The sequence below is a fragment of the Acinetobacter sp. GQ146 genome (assembly GCF_059758585.1).
Window position 1 is genome coordinate 61819 of record NZ_JCAXDV010000004.1, and the last position, 18235, is coordinate 80053.

Annotated in this window: 11 protein-coding genes and 1 pseudogene; 7 read left to right on the forward strand and 5 right to left on the reverse strand. The window is 43.0% G+C overall.

Features of this window, described 5'->3' with window-relative positions:
- Positions 1-297: 297 nt before the first annotated feature.
- Positions 298-1563: a sensor histidine kinase gene (locus tag AC6CHI_RS08285; RefSeq protein WP_498120656.1), complete on the reverse strand. Its 1266-nt coding sequence runs from the start codon at positions 1561-1563 to the stop codon at positions 298-300.
- 331 nt (positions 1564-1894) lie between these two features.
- On the opposite strand from AC6CHI_RS08285, the gene AC6CHI_RS08290 reads away from it, so the two are divergent.
- Positions 1895-3469 (forward strand): sensor domain-containing diguanylate cyclase, encoded by a 1575-nt coding sequence (locus AC6CHI_RS08290; protein ID WP_498120925.1) that lies wholly within the window; start codon positions 1895-1897, stop codon positions 3467-3469.
- Between the two features lie 137 nt (positions 3470-3606).
- Here the strand turns inward: AC6CHI_RS08290 and AC6CHI_RS08295 are convergent, their stop codons facing one another.
- Together AC6CHI_RS08295 and AC6CHI_RS08300 are read right to left on the reverse strand one after the other, a co-directional pair.
- On the reverse strand, positions 3607-5655 hold the full coding sequence (locus tag AC6CHI_RS08295; RefSeq protein WP_498120657.1) for a bifunctional diguanylate cyclase/phosphodiesterase: 2049 nt from the start codon (positions 5653-5655) through the stop codon (positions 3607-3609).
- A 273-nt stretch (positions 5656-5928) separates the two neighbouring features.
- Positions 5929-8118: a carboxy terminal-processing peptidase gene (locus AC6CHI_RS08300; protein WP_498120658.1), complete on the reverse strand. Its 2190-nt coding sequence runs from the start codon at positions 8116-8118 to the stop codon at positions 5929-5931.
- 225 nt (positions 8119-8343) lie between these two features.
- On the opposite strand from AC6CHI_RS08300, the gene nagZ reads away from it, so the two are divergent.
- Both nagZ and AC6CHI_RS08310 read left to right on the forward strand, forming a co-directional pair.
- Positions 8344-9363 (forward strand): beta-N-acetylhexosaminidase, encoded by a 1020-nt coding sequence (gene nagZ / locus AC6CHI_RS08305; RefSeq protein ID WP_498120659.1) that lies wholly within the window; start codon positions 8344-8346, stop codon positions 9361-9363.
- Positions 9364-9473: 110 nt separating this feature from the next.
- A complete protein-coding gene (locus AC6CHI_RS08310; protein WP_498120661.1) occupies positions 9474-10334 on the forward strand; it encodes a class I SAM-dependent methyltransferase in 861 nt (286 codons plus the stop codon).
- Between the two features lie 91 nt (positions 10335-10425).
- On the opposite strand, the gene AC6CHI_RS08315 is transcribed toward AC6CHI_RS08310, so the two are convergent.
- A complete protein-coding gene (locus AC6CHI_RS08315) occupies positions 10426-11751 on the reverse strand; it encodes an alpha/beta fold hydrolase (protein WP_498120662.1) in 1326 nt (441 codons plus the stop codon).
- Between the two features lie 313 nt (positions 11752-12064).
- On the opposite strand from AC6CHI_RS08315, the gene AC6CHI_RS08320 reads away from it, so the two are divergent.
- From AC6CHI_RS08320 to pta, 4 genes are all read left to right on the forward strand, one after another.
- Positions 12065-13330: a glutamate-5-semialdehyde dehydrogenase gene (locus AC6CHI_RS08320; RefSeq protein WP_458893388.1), complete on the forward strand. Its 1266-nt coding sequence runs from the start codon at positions 12065-12067 to the stop codon at positions 13328-13330.
- Positions 13331-13458: 128 nt separating this feature from the next.
- Positions 13459-13860 carry a hypothetical protein gene (locus AC6CHI_RS08325; RefSeq protein ID WP_131263943.1) on the forward strand — a complete coding sequence of 134 codons (402 nt, stop codon included), beginning with the start codon at positions 13459-13461 and terminating at the stop codon, positions 13858-13860.
- Positions 13861-14163: 303 nt separating this feature from the next.
- Positions 14164-15387 carry an acetate/propionate family kinase gene (locus AC6CHI_RS08330; RefSeq protein ID WP_498120664.1) on the forward strand — a complete coding sequence of 408 codons (1224 nt, stop codon included), beginning with the start codon at positions 14164-14166 and terminating at the stop codon, positions 15385-15387.
- A gap of 54 nt (positions 15388-15441) precedes the next feature.
- On the forward strand, positions 15442-17601 hold the full coding sequence (gene pta / locus AC6CHI_RS08335) for a phosphate acetyltransferase (protein ID WP_498120666.1): 2160 nt from the start codon (positions 15442-15444) through the stop codon (positions 17599-17601).
- Positions 17602-17718: 117 nt separating this feature from the next.
- Here the strand turns inward: pta and AC6CHI_RS08340 are convergent.
- Positions 17719-17933: pseudogene (locus AC6CHI_RS08340) on the reverse strand (DMT family transporter); the annotation flags it as partial.
- Positions 17934-18235: the final 302 nt, after the last annotated feature.

Consider the following 18235-nt stretch of genomic DNA (forward strand, 5'->3'; position numbering starts at 1 on the left):
TGTATTTTTCGAAGTTCATGCTTTTGCTATTTTCATGACAATAATCAGAGCATTGTTCAATTTTATTTAATCTGTTCAGCACAATCTCATGGCGATTTTGATCTTGCATCGATGCGATATGCTTTTCTAGCGTGACAGCATATTCCAGATAACTTTTTTATGAAAATACGGCATTGGTATGAAGTCGAGTTAAACCTGAGTGTACTCAATCAAGCGACTGGATACTACAGATTCTCTCGCGATTTCACTGAATTTTCTGAGCGAAAAGCAACTGGCCAAGCTTGAATAAACCTAACCTTAAGGAGAGACTTCTTTTTTCTTTTGTACAAAGTCTAAGGCTAAATGTGACTCTGCTTGTGGCAAACTTACTTTGAACAAAGTACCTTCACCTTCTTTCGAATAGACCTCAATTGCGCCCTGATTAATCTCGACGAAACGTTTACATAACACCAAACCGAGCCCCATGCCTTTTTCGCCATCTGTGCCTTTTAAACTCACGGTCATGCGTGGCTGGAACAATTGCTCGATTTGTTGTTGGGTCATGCCTAGCCCCGTATCTTGTATCGAAATTTCAATGTCTGTATCATGGGCGATGGCGGAGATTCTCACAACACCGGTGCCATCCATATGGGTAAATTTCAGCGCATTCGAAACCAAATTCTGAATCACGGAAGTCACCATATTAATATCGGCAAAGACCTTAATCTCTTCAGGCACCGCATCAATCAATTGAATTCTTTTCTTAATCGCTAAACCATTCAAAACATCAACTACAATTTTAGTGGCTTGTTTCAATTGAAAATTAATAGGATGGAAGACAAAGCGTCCACCCTCTGCCATCGCCCAATTGAGTAAGCTTTCCAGCAAACTATAGGTAGACTGCGTGGTGTCATGTAAATAATCAGCAATATTCTGCACACTGGTTTCATCTAAAGTTTCACGCTCTTGCGCCAACACTTCGGAAAATCCGAGCAAACCATGAAAAGGCGCTCTTAAATCATGCGCAATAATCTGGAAAAATTTAGTTTTACTGAAATTTAAAGCGGACTGCTGCTCATACATTTCTTTTAATTCAGCATAATCAATCTTGAGTTCAATATGGCTGATCAAACTGTTAAACAGTTCCCGTAACATCGGCAACTGGGCTTGGTTAAATGCTGCTGTGTGTTGATCAAACAGAATCACTTGCCCAATCATCTGTTCATCCGAGTTTTGCAAATGCAGTACGATCAGACGCGGATTCACCATAAAACCTAAAGCAGAGAGGTCTGCGACAAAGCTGGGATACAAGGGATGCTGGTCATCAATCACCTGATCTACGGCAGCGTGTATCGGCATGACCATGTTGCGTTCACAGGCTTTGAGCCCCTGTTCGGTCGCAACCCATGCATAGGGCTCATTATAAAATTGCAATAAGGCGAAATCGACGACAAGCAATTGCCGCGCAAGCTGAAGAAAGGTAGCAATTTGATTGGGAGTTGTCGAAATACCCAACAACAAAGATAATCGACATGCACTCAATTGCTCTGTTTCCGAGCCAATCTCAAGGAGTTGTCTATTCATAAGTGCCTCGGGAAAACACGACGATCAAACCCTGTGATCTATCATTTTGATTATTTATTCAGAGACTCAACAGCAGATCAAGCTTTTCAATGAGGATACAAAAAATAAAAATATGGTTACAAAAACAATATAGTCCTTAATTACAGAATTGACCAGTTTTACAGGTGATGAATAGATGGATAAATTTCATCAAAACTAGATTTTTATCTCATTTCTCTATACATTGAACGACATTGCGCAAGTTTTATCGCAAGTATATTGATTCGCCCTTCGCTACGCTTTGCGTCAATTGAACTGAAACCTGATTTTGCAGAATATTTCCCATAATGTGATGACCATGCTGAAAAGGCTACTTTCAACTCTGAATCTAGATTTGAGAAAACTCATTCTTTTTCTCGCTATGTTTAGTGTGTTTAGTCTATTTGTGGTTTCTCTCGCGGTCAGCTACTACATTCAACGTCAACAGCTGATTGAAAACTCGCTTTCTGTCAATTTTGACTATGCTTCGAAAATTGCGCATGGCACAGATTTGCAAATTAAAAGTCTCGTCAAGGAACTGGCCTATAGTGCTGAAATTCTCGGGCATTCCTTTGATGATGCTCGCGTCTTGCAAAGTGAAGTCAATCGCCTACGTTATCAATCCGATTTCTTCGACAGTGTGGTGGTGATTAATAAGGATGGACGCTTTGTATCCTTTGCACCTGAACAACTGGCTTTTAATAAACAACAAGTCAACAAAACCTATGGCATTCAGCTTTCCTTAGAGAAAAAAGCCCCTGTCATTACCCCACCATATTATTCAGTCAGAAAAAATCTGATTGTTTTTATTTCACAACCCGTATTTGACCGCAACCATCAATATCTCGGCTTTATTGGCGGTGCTGTTTACTTAAAAAACAATAATATTATTCGTGAATTGTTGAGCATTAAATATAACTATCAAAACAGCTATATGTATGTACTTGACCAGTACAACCGGATTATTTTCCATCCTGATGCTAAACGTATTGGAGAAACGGTTTCGAATAACACGGGACTGGCCTATATACAGGCCACCAAATTTGGTAAGACTCAATTGGTCAATAGCGAAGGCAAGGACAATCTGGCTGGTTTTGCTTATGTTCCATCCACCCAATGGATCGTGATTTCACAACAACCGACCGCTATATTGCTTGAACAAGCCACCAATATTGTCTATAAAATTTTGTTTGGCATGTCGATCTTTTATTTAATCATTTTCTTTATTGTTTGGCGTATTGCGTATTTAATTTCTAACCCTCTAGAACAGCTGGCGAAAATGGCGAGTATTCTGAATACTCCTGATATTGATCAAAAAATTAAGAGTATTGAACCGTGGTATTTCGAAGTATTGAAATTCCGACTTTCGTTATTACTGAGTGCCCAAAACTTTAAAAAGCGGATCAATGAACTGAATTACCACGTAAATACAGACCCACTGACTGGTTTTTATAATCGCCGTGGCATGGAAGTTTTTACCCAAGAGCTAATCAATGCGCGCACCCAGTTTTGTGTGATCGCAATTGATATTGACCACTTCAAACAGGTCAATGACACCTATGGTCACGATAAAGGCGATCTGGTATTACAAAAAGTCGCCGAGTTAATTCAGGCCAATTTCCGGGACAATGATGTATGTTGCCGTTTTGGTGGGGAAGAATTTATCGTGCTCACCCCAACGACCGACCTGACGATTGGTTATAAATTAGCAGAACGGCTCAGACTAAAACTGGAAACCACACTGATTGAAGGCATCGGTCCAGTGACCATTTCGATCGGTCTGGCGCATTGGCCTGATTCTTCCGTACACATTAAAGCGGTCATGAAGCTGGCTGATGAGAACCTTTACCAAGCCAAAGCTGAAGGACGTAATCGTATTTGTATGTAATGAGGGCTGTTCTCAGGCTCTACAGGCAGCGGTGTGACCGCATAAACACTATCTACCGACAAGGTTTATAGACTGAAGCAGAAGCCTAAACTACACAGCCGTTCAGAGTGAGCGGTGGCTGTCATCGATAACTCAGCTTAGAAACGTTCCAGTTGTTCAACTTCCATCGGCATCGCCAACAAATAGCCCTGTAATTGCTGGCAGCCTAAACGAGATAAAATCTCAGCTTGAGAGGCACATTCCACCCCTTCTGCGGTCACCACCAAGCCGAGTTTAATCGCCAGCTGGATAATACTCTCCAGAATCATTTCTTCTTTAGAGTCGACTTCTAGGTCATAAATAAACTCGCGATCAATCTTCAGTTCATCCACCGGCAAATTCTTGAGATACAGGAAGCTGGAATGACCTGTACCAAAATCATCAATCGCCAACTTGATGCCCATTTGACGTAAACGCTCAAAACTCAGAATGCTCGACTCAATGTGATGCATGGCTGTAGTTTCAGTAATTTCAATCATCAAATGACTCGGATCAATTTGATATTTTTCAAATAGGTTTTCTAGATTTGTAAATAAATGCTTATGCTCAAACTGTACGGCCGAAAGATTCACCGCCACAGGAAAAAATGGCGCATTGTTCTTTTCCCAAATTTGAATTTGGCGACAGGCCTGTTCCAGCACCCAGTAGCCCAGTTCAATAATCAGTCCGGTTTTTTCAGCACCCCGAATAAACATGTTTGGGGTGAGCAAGCCTAAGGTTGGATGTTGCCAACGAATTAAAGCTTCGACTCCACAAATTTGATGATCTTGTGTGGTGAATTTCGGCTGATAAAACAGCACAAACTGCTGCTCTTCAACGGCTTTATACAGATCATTTATCAGCTTGGTTAAGCTTTTGGTTTCTTGTTGATCCACGGAATAGTTGAAGACCGAATAGGTGTTTCGACCTTGATACTTGGAAGACAGCATCGCGGCATCCGCATTGATCAATAAATCCTGCAAATTATTACCATGCTCAGGAAACATGGCGATGCCGACACTGGCAGAAATATTAATTTCTTTGCCTGCAATCAAAAAACTATTTTGGATTTGTTCGAGTGCAACCCCTGCCATCTGTTCCGCTTGTTCAAGGCTCGCATCTTCTATCACCAATAAAAACTCATCACCACCGATGCGAAGCAGTTTTTGACGATCATTTAACTGTGCATGAATTCTGCTCGATAACTGCACCAACAATTGGTCACCGACATGGTGACCAAAGACATCATTCACCCCTTTAAAACTATCTAAATCAATAAATAGAAAGGCAATTTTCTGATCGTTATAACGATGATTGGTAAATAGAAAGTGCGCGTATTCGGCCAAATATAACCGATTCGGTAACTTGGTCAGGTTATCTCGAACAGCCTGTTTGGCCAATTCTTGATTGGCCGTATAGAGCTGTAAATTACGCTCTTCTAAGCGCTGCTCGAGAACCGCCACAAAAAATGCCGCAATAAAAATTAAAGCGGTGACCAGAAAAACGGTAAATAAAATCAAACCATAACCCGACTGATTCAGCCCAATTAAGTAACTGGGGTCTTTCACAAATTGTGTTGCCGCCATACCACTAAAATGCATACCGACAATAGAAATCGACATCATTAAAGCAATACCCAGCTTTAACCAGAACTTGTATTTAATCGCGGCTTTATATTTAAAGGTTAACCAGAACGTCAGCCCAGAGCCACAAACAGCGAAAATGATAGAAAATACCACCATCATGGCATCATACTGAATCTGATAAGATGGGAATTCTAGGGCAAACATACCTGTATAGTGCATGCCTGAAATCCCTACGCCCATCAAGACCGCCCCCATCATCAGGCGAGCAAAAGAGAGGGTTGGGCGTGTCACCAACCAAATGGCAAAAGTTGAAGCCACAAATGCAATAAAATAAGAACTTAACGTCAGACCCACATCGATATTAAAAGCTTCTGGAAATTGACCTGCAAATATCGCAATAAAGTGCATACACCAAATTGCAACAGCCATGACCAAGCCACTCACCAGTAAAATGACTTTGCGAAGCTTGTGCTGTGATTCACGGAATAATAGTTGTTCGAGTGACACGACCATTAAACATGCCAACAAAGCAAATAAAATAGAACCTACAACGAGGCTTAAATCATAATGAATATGAACCATATAAAGCTTCCGTTTAGGTCATCTTTTTTTTATCAGTACATTCAAAGTCGAGCTCTCAAACGATAAAAACGTAAAGTTTTTTCAAATCTTATAATCCCGTTAAGAATCTAATACTCTATCGTTTTGGTCAAGTGCTTATTCGTGAATTTTTCTATAAACCAATGACTAACTTGACTGATATCCATTTATTTTTTAGGAATTTTTTATAATCCAAGCATTAAAAAAGCCAGTCTCAATAAGACTGGCTTTGATCGGTTCAGGATCAGGCTAATGTTAAGACTTGGCTTTTTGCAACTTCGCGTAGTCCAACAATACATTGGCCGCTTCAACAACAAAAGTTTCCTCTTCAGGCAATGCTGGTCGCTGGGTGGCTTTCATTTTGGCACGCGACTCGGCTAAAGCATCTAAAGAGGCTTGATAACTTTCCCAGTTAGCATAAGGCTTTTGACCTGTTGCTTGTCGACGCTGATTTTCCGCCTGCAAGGTTTCCTGTTCTAAAGCGATGAGCTCTGCTTTACGTTGGTTCAAATCTAGAACAATACGTTTTTGCTCATCCGACTTTTTCGCAATCGCCTTGCGCTGCTCTAGATACTTAAATTGCGGATCAAATTTAACCCGTTGTTGTGAATATTGCTCAAGTTGCTGAACATAAGGTTGGACAGAACCTTCGCGTTTAAACGGTGCCGTTGGAATCGTGTCCCATTTCAATGCATTCTTGGCTTTGCGTTCACCAAACTCTTCATTGTAAATATCGACCAAATTAATGTCAGGAATTACACCTTTATTTTGGGTACTGCCACCCGTCACGCGGTAAAACTTACGCTGCGTTAAGGTTGCTTGCCCGTAGGCTAAACTATCCAATTGAACTTGAGCGGTACCCTTACCTGTGGTGGTACTCCCAATCACAATACCGCGCTGGTAATCTTGAATCGCTGCCGAGTAAATTTCACTGGCTGAAGCCGAGGCTAAATTGACCAAAACAGCCATTGGACCTGCATAGGTTTGTGCACCGCCATCATCATCTTCAAACACACTGACATTACCGTTACCATCACGGATCTGTACCACAGGACCCGACTTGATCACCTGCCCGAGCATTCGCGCAACCTCTTCTAAAGAACCGCCAGGGTTATTGCGCAAATCGACAATCACACCTTCAACATTTTGGCTTTGCAGTGCTTTAAATGCATTATTGGTGTCTTCTGAAACAGAACGATATTCATTGCCGGCACGGCGCGCACGGTAATTCAAATAGAAAGATGGAATTTCTATCACGCCCATGCGGTGAACTTTACCATCACGTTTGACTTCAACCACACGTGAGCGTACCCCTGCATCTTCTTCCTGAATCACATCACGCACAATCGTGACATTTCGTGCCTGACTCATAGCAGCGCCTGTCGCCAATAAGCGAACGGTAACCTTGGTTCCACGTTTACCACGAATCAAACCGACAATTTCATTACTTGGCCAACCAATGACATCAATCATTTTCTCGCCGTCTTGTGCCACACCAATAATGCGGTCACCTGATTTGACTTGTCCTGTTTTGCTGGCTGGTCCACCATCCACAATCGTTTCAATCTTGGTATAGTCTTCATTGCCACGTTCCGGACGAATCGAAACCCCAATCCCTTCTAATTGCAATGTGGTTTGTCGATTCAGCTCCATCGCATCCACAGGCGGGAAATAGTTACTATGTGGATCATAGGTCAGCATCATTGCATTCAGGGTTTTATCCAGCACATCATCACTCTTGGTACGGCTAATGCGTTCCAATTGACGTGTATAACGCTTGGTTAAGGTCTGAACAGGTGTCAGATCTTCTGGACTGGTTAAGTCCTGACCATTCGCAAGCTCTGGATTATCTTTCAGTACTTTTTGCTTGGCCTGCTCTTCTTGTTTGCTGATGGTCAAATTAATCAGCTGCGACACCAGCATTTTCTGCCAATAGCTACGTTGTTCTTGCGAATTTTTGAAATAGGCGGCTTTTTCGCGATCAACATCAATATACACATTAGGCTGATTCAAATTTTGCGGCTTTTTCAGCTCTGCCAACATAAATTCATAAAACTGCGCCAAACGCTCACGATATTGTGCATGAATCGCATAAGGGCCCGTTAGGTCGCCTGCTTTTAATGCCGCACCAAAAGTCGCCCCATATTGTTTTTTATACTGTTCAACTTCTGAGTTTAGAAAAATGGTGTGATCAGGGTCTAGACTATCCAAGTAAAAATCAAGAATACGGTTCGAGGTTTCCGCATCCAAACGCATATTCAAATAATGTTGACGATCGACTAAAGTGGCCAATTGTCGCGAAACCAACGCCTGCTCTTTGGTTGGCACGATTGCTTGAGAGACAGCAGCCGTATCATTTGCAGCAATTGCTTCATTAATTGCGTGAGTAAAGAACAATCCACCAGTCGCAATCGCAACTGCACAAGCTATTGTTTGAAGTTTCATAAATAATTTGTACTTCCTTGGTTTTCGACCAAAATTACTGCGTCGTTATTCAACTTGAATGGTGCAGATTCAACATCTTAAACAACTGAATATGTTTATGTCGTGTAGTTTTATCATAATCTGTGCTGACAAAATGTAGCAAATCATTGCAGAATTCGGGTATTGTTTTGCGGATGCTGACTCCCTCAGCCTCTTTATTTAAATAATTCAAACACGGACACCGATATGATTGGCGCATTGATGCTTGACATCGCTGGCACAGAACTTACCCAAGAAGATATTGAACTATTGCAAGCTCCGCAAGTCGGTGGTGTGATTTTATTCGCACGCAACATTCAATCCCCTCAGCAAGTCCGCGCACTGACCGACCATATGCGTCAAATTCGCCCTGAAATTTTGATTGCTGTCGATCAAGAAGGGGGGCGAGTGCAACGCCTAAAACAAGGCTTTACCCTCTTGCCAGCGATGGGACGTTTTGGCGAGCTGTATCAACAAGACCCTGCCCAAGCACTGCAACTGGCGGAACAATGTGGTTGGCTCATGGCCACTGAAGTGCTTGCAGTGGGCATCGACTTTAGCTTTGCACCCGTGCTCGACTTAAATGATATCAGTGATGTCATCGGTGACCGTAGTTTTGCAACCAATATGCAGGACATTGTGCCTTTAGCCAGCGCATTCCTCAAAGGGATGAAACGTGCAGGCATGGCTTCAACAGGGAAACATTTTCCTGGACATGGTTCAGTCAAAGCGGACTCACATGTAGCTGCTGCCATTGACTCTCGTACCTTTGATGAAATTTATGCCAAAGATATGCAAAGCTTCATCCAACTGATGCCGCAGCTCGATGCCTTAATGCCAGCACATGTCATTTATGATCAAGTTGACCCGAACCCAGCAGGCTTCTCGGAGTTCTGGATTCAAAAAGTGCTGCGTGAGCAACTGCAGTTTGATGGTGTATTATTCTCGGATGACTTGAGCATGCAAGCGGCTTGTGTCGCTGGCGGGGCCGATGCACGTATTCAAGCGGCACTCAAAGCTGGTTGTGATATGGGCTTAGTCTGTAATGACCGGGCTGCGCAATGTGTGGCACTAAGTGGAATCACAACCTTACCCCTGCCAAATCAGCAACGCTTAGAGCGTATGCGCGGCAAAATTCCAAAGCTTGCAATTGGTGAAACGCTAGACCTCGGCCCTGAATGGCAAACTGTACGAGATACGCTCGTCGCCTTTAGAAACGCCAGCTAACTATTCGACGGAAGGAGCACGACAAGGTGCTCCTTTTTCTTTATGATGTGAACACTTTCAGCGAATCTTGCTGTACTCAAAGCAAAACAAAAAAAACAGGTCAGGAAGACATGACACAGCCCCTTTCACGACATCGTCATATTTCATTTACGGCGCACTATACTGGCTACATTTGGTATCAGATGGGCATTTCAAATCCAATTTTTGCCACAAGCAAAGGTAAATTTCTGGCAAAACTCGTGCATCCTTTAGAAGCATGGGCCGAGCGCCATGTCGGTGGCAGTATGCGCAGCACCCTCAAACAACGCCATCGCATGATTGATGAACATCTTTACCAATTACTGGCGCAACACCCCAAGCTTCAGGTTCTAGAAATAGCCTGTGGACTTTCTCCACGCGGCTGGAATTTTCGGCAAAAATTCCGCAATTTGGTTTATCGAGAATTGGACTTACCTGAAATGGCACGCGTCAAAACACAGGCTTTGCAGCAACTTGATCCAAACAGCCCCGCAGTATTGAGTGCTGATATTTTTAGTGCTGAGTTTGCCCAAGTTTTTCAACAATTTGATCCAAACTCCCCGTTGATGGTCATTAGTGAAGGACTCATTAATTATTTTGATCAACCCTTATTGTCTCAGCTCTTCAAAGCCATTCATCAATATGGGCAAAGTTTTCCCGAAATTCATTATCTCAGCGATCTTTACCCCGAGCCTGTCAAAAACAAATTGGCACATATTATTTGGAGCAGTAGCAAGCTATTAAAGTTCATGTCTCGCAGTGCCTTTAGTTTTCATTTCACTCGTCCCAGTGAAGCCCAGCAGTTTTTACGACATGCAGGTTTTGAAAATGTCCACGTGCTTCAACCGCAACTTTATTTTCAAGTCGAGAATAGCCAGACCTCTTCCGAAGAACATCTCGGGGATTTGGTTTGGATGCTACATGCTTACAGTAAATCTCAGTCTTCCAGTTAAATCCTGCAAATAAAAAAAGGGAGAAATCCAGACATTTCTCCCTTTATATTATGCTGGCTGAATTTCAAAACCCTCGATCAAGCAACCTCAATTAAGCAGTCGCAGACATTAAAACGGACTGCTGACGCTGTATATAACGTAATAAGCGTTCTGCCACCTCAAAACTGCCATGTTTAAATAACGCTCGGACATAATCTTGCCCTGTTTCAAAAATCAGGCATTCAATGGCAAACGCCCCTTCCTCATCCTCAAGATGTAAAGCCAAATCACGGGGATACTGTGCAGCGACAGTAACTTGTGTAGGCATAAAATTCAGTTTGAGCCCAAAGAAGTTTAAATCTGCGATTTCGGTAGCCAAGCGTAAATCTGAGTGTCGATGGCTTAAATGCGTATGCGCATAACGCACCTGAATACGTGCTTCTCCGCGGCGCTCCATGGTTAACAGTTGTGCACGTGAAAGTGAAATAATTCCGTCAAGCTGCTGAATGGATTCTCCACGCAAATACGTAGCGAACAAGTGCATAGTTTCTTTACGACGTTGTAACTGCGGCACATGATCCGCATTGGCAATCATGGCAAATTCCATATCAGGACATTGCAAGGCAAAATTGGCATTTTCATGGGGTAAGGTAAAACTGTCATATTGTCCACAAGCGACTAAAACCTTACAGCGTGGAATCGGGACGTCGGTTAAACGCAACAGCCGATGACAGTTAATTTCATAACGCTCCTGCTCGGTTGCAGTGAAGTCCGCCATCTGCCGAAAGAACAGGCGCTTGGCTGTCGGTGACATACGCGTGACATCCAGTTTGGCATGATTGACCAAATACAAAATGACGGCTTGACCAAACTCCTCCATACGCTGTTCCTGCATCAAGAACAGAGACTCTTCCAAGAGCATGCGCCAGCTTTTCCGAGTTTTCTGCATCACCCCCATCAAAATCATGCGATCAATCAATTCAGGACGTGAGTCTGCCAAACTAGACGCCACCACAGATCCCAACGACATCCCCATCACCGAAACCCGTTTTTGGCCGACAATATCGAGCCACTGCCCCAGCATGGCAGCGAGGTCACTCAGTTCTAATGTCCCTGCTGAACGCCCTGTATCTACATTGGTAATTTGCTGATTAGCCCCCATAGAGGGTAAATCAATTAAAATCACGGGTCCCGCAGCAAACAGTTGTTCTACACAATATTTATAAGAGTTAAAATTTTGAAAAGCGCCCCCAATAATCACAATGGGCGTACAGTGCAGCGTTTCAGGTTGAGCAATCGCCATATACTCAATTTTCCAGCCATCTATCCACGTGGTTCGGGCTGCTTGTTTAAAACTGTGTTTATTGTATAAATCGAAAAAACCATGACGATTTATAGATGACGGTAATTCCGCGTCCATTTGGATAATGGAATTCATATCCCTTACCTCCAATCCTTGTTTTATTTTTATTGTGCAAGACACTTGCTTATGCAACGAATACACCGATGATTTTGGTGCAAATCCATTCTCATTTTTTGTTAAAGACATCAATGTCATTATCGCTAGCCATCATATACAAATGATGTTTTTGGGCGCAACTCATTCCATGACCGCTTATCTTTTTTTTGCCACAAAAGCGATGTGAGGCACCATGCATACGAAAGTTTCAGCAATTTTCACTGAAGATGCTTCATTGTAGGAACTCAGGCTGTTACTATCGGAACTGAAATTTCTAAGTGATCAAACCGCCATGCAAGAGTCGATTGAACAATATATGCAAACGGTAGGACAACAAGCACGCCAAGCATCGCGCGTGTTAGCCAGCGCTTCTACCCAAATGAAAAACAATGCTTTGTCAGCTATTTACACAGCATTACAAAACAATGAGTCTGCGATTTTAGCGGCCAACCAAATAGACATGGATAAAGGTCGTAACAATCAATTAGACAGTGCCTTGCTTGATCGCTTAGAACTGAACCCCACACGCTTTAAAGCCATGTTACAAGGCTTAAAAGATGTGATTAGCCTGGTCGACCCGATTGGTGAAATCACAGATTTAGCTTATCGCCCGTCTGGTATCCAAATCGGTAAAATGCGCGTGCCACTCGGTGTGGTCGGCATGATTTATGAGTCACGCCCAAATGTTACCTTAGAGGCGGCATCGCTGGCGCTCAAATCAGGCAATGCCATTATTTTACGTGGTGGCTCAGAAGCCTTAGAGTCAAACAAAGCCATTGCCGAAGCCATTCAGCATGGACTCAAGACCTCTGGACTGCCTGAAACTGCGGTACAAGTCATTAATACTGCAGACCGTGCTGCTGTCGGCCAACTGATTACCATGTCGGAATATGTGGATGTGATTGTTCCACGTGGAGGCAAAGGTTTAATTGAGCGCATTAGCAATGAAGCACGTATTCCAGTAATTAAACATCTCGATGGCAACTGTCACGTTTTTGTTGAAGCTCATGCTGACTTACACAAGGCATTACCGATTGCCTTGAATGCCAAAACCCATCGTTATGGCGTGTGTAATGCCATGGAAACCTTATTGGTTGATGAAAAGGTTGCTGAAGAGTTTTTACCGCGCATTGCTGAACTCTATGCAGAGAAAAATGTGGAATTACGCGGTTGCCGAGAAACTCAGCGGATCCTCGGCAGTGGCGTCAAGCCTGCAAGTGAAGAAGATTGGTACACCGAATATTTAGGTCCAATTTTAGCGATTAAAGTCGTGACTGGCATGGATGAGGCGATTGAACATATCAACAAATATGGTTCGCACCATACTGATGCCATCATTACTGAAAACTTCAGCTTAGCGCGCCAGTTCCTTGCGCGTGTTGATTCAAGCTCAGTCATGGTCAATGCTTCAACTCGTTTTGCTGATGGCTTCGAATATGGTCTTGGTGCCGAAATCGGTATCTCGACAGACAAGATTCATGCCCGTGGACCCGTCGGTTTAGAAGGTTTGACTTCGCAAAAATGGATCGTGTTAGGCGACGGCCAAATTCGCCAATAATTCCTCTTTATCTAAAGTATCTTTAAGTGTTCAGTTTCAACCATGAAGCTGAACACAGCGACTACACCATCCCTGCGCTAAATTTTGTAACATGATAAAAAAATTGAAAAAGATAAAAGGGAAATCGCATGTTTTACTATTTGATCATTTGTACCTTTTTACTGGCATTACTGGTTTCTTTTACAGTAATGAAAATTTTTTCCAATTCGATTAATACTATTCTGGCACGCATTATTCACGACCCGATTCATGAAGCTTGGGCAAAATACACCAAATTTGCTGGCATGGTGGTCGGAACATCTTCAGGCATTCGTATTTACGATATGGAAAAATACATCACGCCGCTCACTTATACTGATAATGACAAGAAAATTGTGATTGAACTGACTCAAGAGCGCTGGGTACTGGAAATTTACCGGACGATCATTGAAACCTTACAAGGTCTGGCTTGGATGATGCTGGTGTTTTTTATGGTGGCATTAATTGCCTATGTCATTGTACGCTGGTCAGAAATCAAGTATCAAAACTAAGCATAAAAATAACATTTAGCTCCTGCCCAAAATTCATTTCTCATGCTAGGGTTAAAGGTATACAGGAAAGAGAATTGATGCTTGAGTACTATTTCATTAATAAATGAAAACCATCAACCAATAAATTCTATTTATTATTATTTCACTGGTCGATAGTGCTTAAGTCTAATCTCCTAAAGTCTATCTAGGACAGAAAATCAACACATGATAAAACATTGCTACTGATCTGGATTGCATTGATAAGTACTGCATAAAGATCACTTTAGGGACGACTTATTTCAATTAAAATTCGGGTATATAAACGTGTCTACATCAGTATTAGTTATTAACTGCGGCTCATCTTCAATTAAATATGCACTTGTTTCAGAACGTCGTGAAGATCGAATTTTTGGTTTAGCAGAGAACTTAGGTTCTGCTGAAGCGCGCATTAAAGGCGTCACTGTCGGTGGCGCACCACTAGAACTGTCTATTCCACATGCGGATCACGAAAAAGCATTAGAAACCATCTTAGAACGTCTTTCTCACTACAATCCTCAAGCGATTGGTCACCGCGTTGTCCATGGTGGGACATTGACCAAAGCTGAATTACTTACACCAGAAATTATTGAACGTATTCGTGAAGCAACGCCACTGGCACCGCTTCACAACCCTGCACACCTTGTGGGCATTGACGCAACCATGCGCTTATTCCCAGAATTGCCACAAGTTGCAGTATTCGATACAGCATTCCATCAAACTATGCCTGCACACGCTTACCGCTATGCAGTGCCAAAATTCTTATATACAGAACACAACGTGCGTCGCTACGGTTTCCACGGCACCAGCCACGCCTATGTTTCGGAGCGAGGTTCAGAGTTAGCGGGTAGCCTAAAACAAGGCGGCTGGCTCACAGCGCACTTGGGTAATGGTAGCTCAACCTGTGCCATCTGGAATGGTCAAAGTGTCGACACCTCAATGGGCTTAACCCCACTCGAAGGGATTGTGATGGGCACGCGGAGTGGTGATGTAGACCCGAGTTTACATAGCTTCCTTGCTGCAAATCTCGGTTGGGATGTCTACAAAATTGACAAAATGCTGAACAAAGAAAGCGGCTTGCTCGGCTTGTCGGACAACCTTTCTAATGACATGCGCACCTTGATTGAAGCATCTGAACAAGGCAATGAAGATGCAACACTGGCGATTGAAGTATTCTGCTATCGTCTAGCGAAATCATTAGCAGCGCTCAGCTGTGGCTTACCACGCTTAGATGGCTTGTTCTTCACTGGTGGTATTGGTGAGAACTCGGCTTACATTCGTGAAAAAACCATGGCGTACTTACCGCACTTTGGTTTTAACCTAAACAAAGAACAAAATAACACCCTCAAACGTGGTACTGAAGGCCGCATTGATACTGGTACAGGTCCACAAATTTGGGTGATTCCGACTGACGAAGAAGGCCGCATTGCCAAAGAAACGGCAAGTGTGGTTGAAAATGAGGTTAATCAGACAACCTCAAAAAAGCCTGAATCTAATGCCGTGATTGCTTAAGCAATCACGCATTTTCGGCGTTCCCCTTTTTTCCAAATTAAAAAATTAACGACTATGAAAACGATTCTTTTAGTCCCTACCGGAGAAGGCGTTGGTCTGACTTCGGCATGTTTAGGTTTAATTTATGCGCTCGAATGCCAAGGTGTGAAAGCGGGTTTTCTTAAGCCTTTTTCGCAAGAATGCAAAGTTGAAGCTGACCGTACCAGTGCGCTATTTCACCACCTTACCAAAAGTGACACAGTTGAACCCATTCCTTATGCCAAGCTTACCCAGCAATTAAACAATGGTGAAAGTGACGAATTACTTGAAGAAGCGGTTCGTTTACATCGTCAAATTGCGAAAAAACACGACATCATCATTGTAGAAGGCTTATTACCGAATGCCCGTGATGCATTTGCTTCTGAACTCAATTCAGCTCTCGCCAAAGCTTTAGATGCCAAAGTCATTATTGTCAGCAATGCTGACATTAACAATGCTCAAGCAACCGCGGACAAAGTGGAAGCCCAGTTACGTCATTTTGGCGGTGCCACCTGTGAACGTACTGCTGGCGTATTATTAATGCGTACCAAAGGCTTACCTGAAGGTTCGGCACAAATTCCACTGACGTTTGATCCTAGCCTACGCCTGATTAGCGATAGCAACAATTTTGTGGCAAATATCCAAAAAACCCATGCGCATATTGGCTCTGCTCAGTTACCTGTGATTGGATTAGTCCCATTTAGCAATACGCTCAGCGTACCGCGCATGACCGATTTAGCAGCCAATTTACAAGCCGAATGGATTAACCAAGGCGAAGCTTCACAGCGTCGTGTTCTGCACAGTAGCCTGATTGCCGCGAATATTGAACATGAACTGGACAAATTTGTGGCGGGCGAGCTGATTATCAGTGCTTCAGACCGTATTGATGTATTACTGGCAAGTAGTTTGGCCAGCAGCAATGGCACACCTTTAGCGGGTCTTCTCTTGACTGAGCATCATGCCCCAAACAGCCAGATTCTAGATTTCTGTCAAGCCGCGATTAAGCAAGGTTTGCCAATTTTACATACACCACTCAGTACCTTTGAAACAGCACAAAGCTTAATGAATTTAAGCAATGAAATTCCTGTAGATGATACTGAGCGTGCAGAGCAAGTCACGCGTTTTGTATCCAGCCACATCAATGAAGAATGGTTGGCACAATTGATCAAAGGCACGCATAAACCGCGCCTTTCTCCTTCTGCTTTCCGTCATGAGCTGGTACAAAAGTCGATCCATGCCAAGAAACGGATTGTCTTACCGGAAGGTGATGAACCACGTACCATTCAAGCCGCTGCCATTTGCCAATCTCGTGGTATTGCAAATTGTATTCTGTTAGCAAAACCAGAAGCTGTGGTCGAAGTTGCTAAAGCACGCAATATCGAGTTGCCATTTGACCTTGAAGTTATTGATCCTGATCTGATTCGTGAAAACTATGTCGCGCAGATGGTTGAATTACGCAAAGGTAAAATTAACGAACTACAAGCACGCGAACAGCTACAAGATACTGTAGTGTTAGGCACGATGATGCTAGCACTGGATCAAGTAGATGGCTTGGTGTCTGGTGCAGTACATACCACTGCCAATACCGTTCGTCCTGCATTCCAGCTGATTAAAACTGCGCCAGAATATTCACTGGTATCTTCAGTGTTCTTTATGCTGTTGCCAGATGAAGTTTATGTGTACGGTGACTGTGCAATTAACCCAGATCCAGATGCGGAACAATTGGCTGAAATTGCGATTCAGTCGGCAGACTCAGCTAAAGCCTTCGGCATTGACCCGCGTATTGCCATGATTTCCTACTCAACAGGAACTTCTGGTGCAGGTGCAGATGTGGAAAAAGTAGCGCAAGCAACTGCGATTGCGAAACAACGTCGCCCTGACCTGTTGATTGATGGTCCGTTACAGTACGATGCAGCATCGGTTGAAAGTGTGGGGCGCTCAAAAGCGCCAGACTCGCAAGTTGCAGGTCGTGCGAATGTCTTTATTTTCCCAGATTTAAATACAGGCAACACCACCTATAAAGCCGTACAGCGTTCTGCCAATGTCGTCAGCGTTGGACCTATGCTGCAAGGTTTAAACAAACCTGTGAATGACTTGTCTCGTGGTGCCTTGGTGGATGATATTGTATTCACGATCGCATTAACTGCTATTCAAGCCGAACAGCAAGTTGAAGCTAAAGCCAGCAAAGCATCCTAAAAACTCGCGTTTTCCAAGCCACTCTCTCGAGAGTGGTTTTTTTTTGCTTGCTGAATCTAATTGTTATGCTCATGGCTATATATTATTCAGCTCTATCCTGCTTCACAGTCATGGCATTTAGATGTGAGATCTATGCCATCTTCTAGCTACTTGCATAAAGAAAATTGCATTACCCGCCAGAATTAAATCACCCCAATCACCGCATTAATATGCCATTGATAGTCTTCTCGTCCAGTAGAGACCAGTAAGGCAATCAATGGAAAAAGTAAGGTGCTATACGCGGCCTTGCCAGAACCCATTCGACCAATCAAATAAAAATATGCGCTAAACCCCTTCGCAAATGCAGAAAGGTGTAAAAAATTGATCACGCTGAGATTCTTGAAGATTTGAAGATTTGAAGATTTGAAGATTTGAAGATTTGAAGATTTGAAGATTTGAAGATTTGAAGATTTGAAGATTTGAAGATTTGAAGATTTGAAGATTTGAAGATAGATTAAAACAAAAAAAAGAAGATAAAGCTTAAGCTTGATCTTCTTTTTGACCATACATCCAAGTCGCAGCAATAAAGAAACTAAAACCAACAACCATAAGAACTGCAGATGCCATAACGATGCTCTCTCTGTTTGGGATGCGG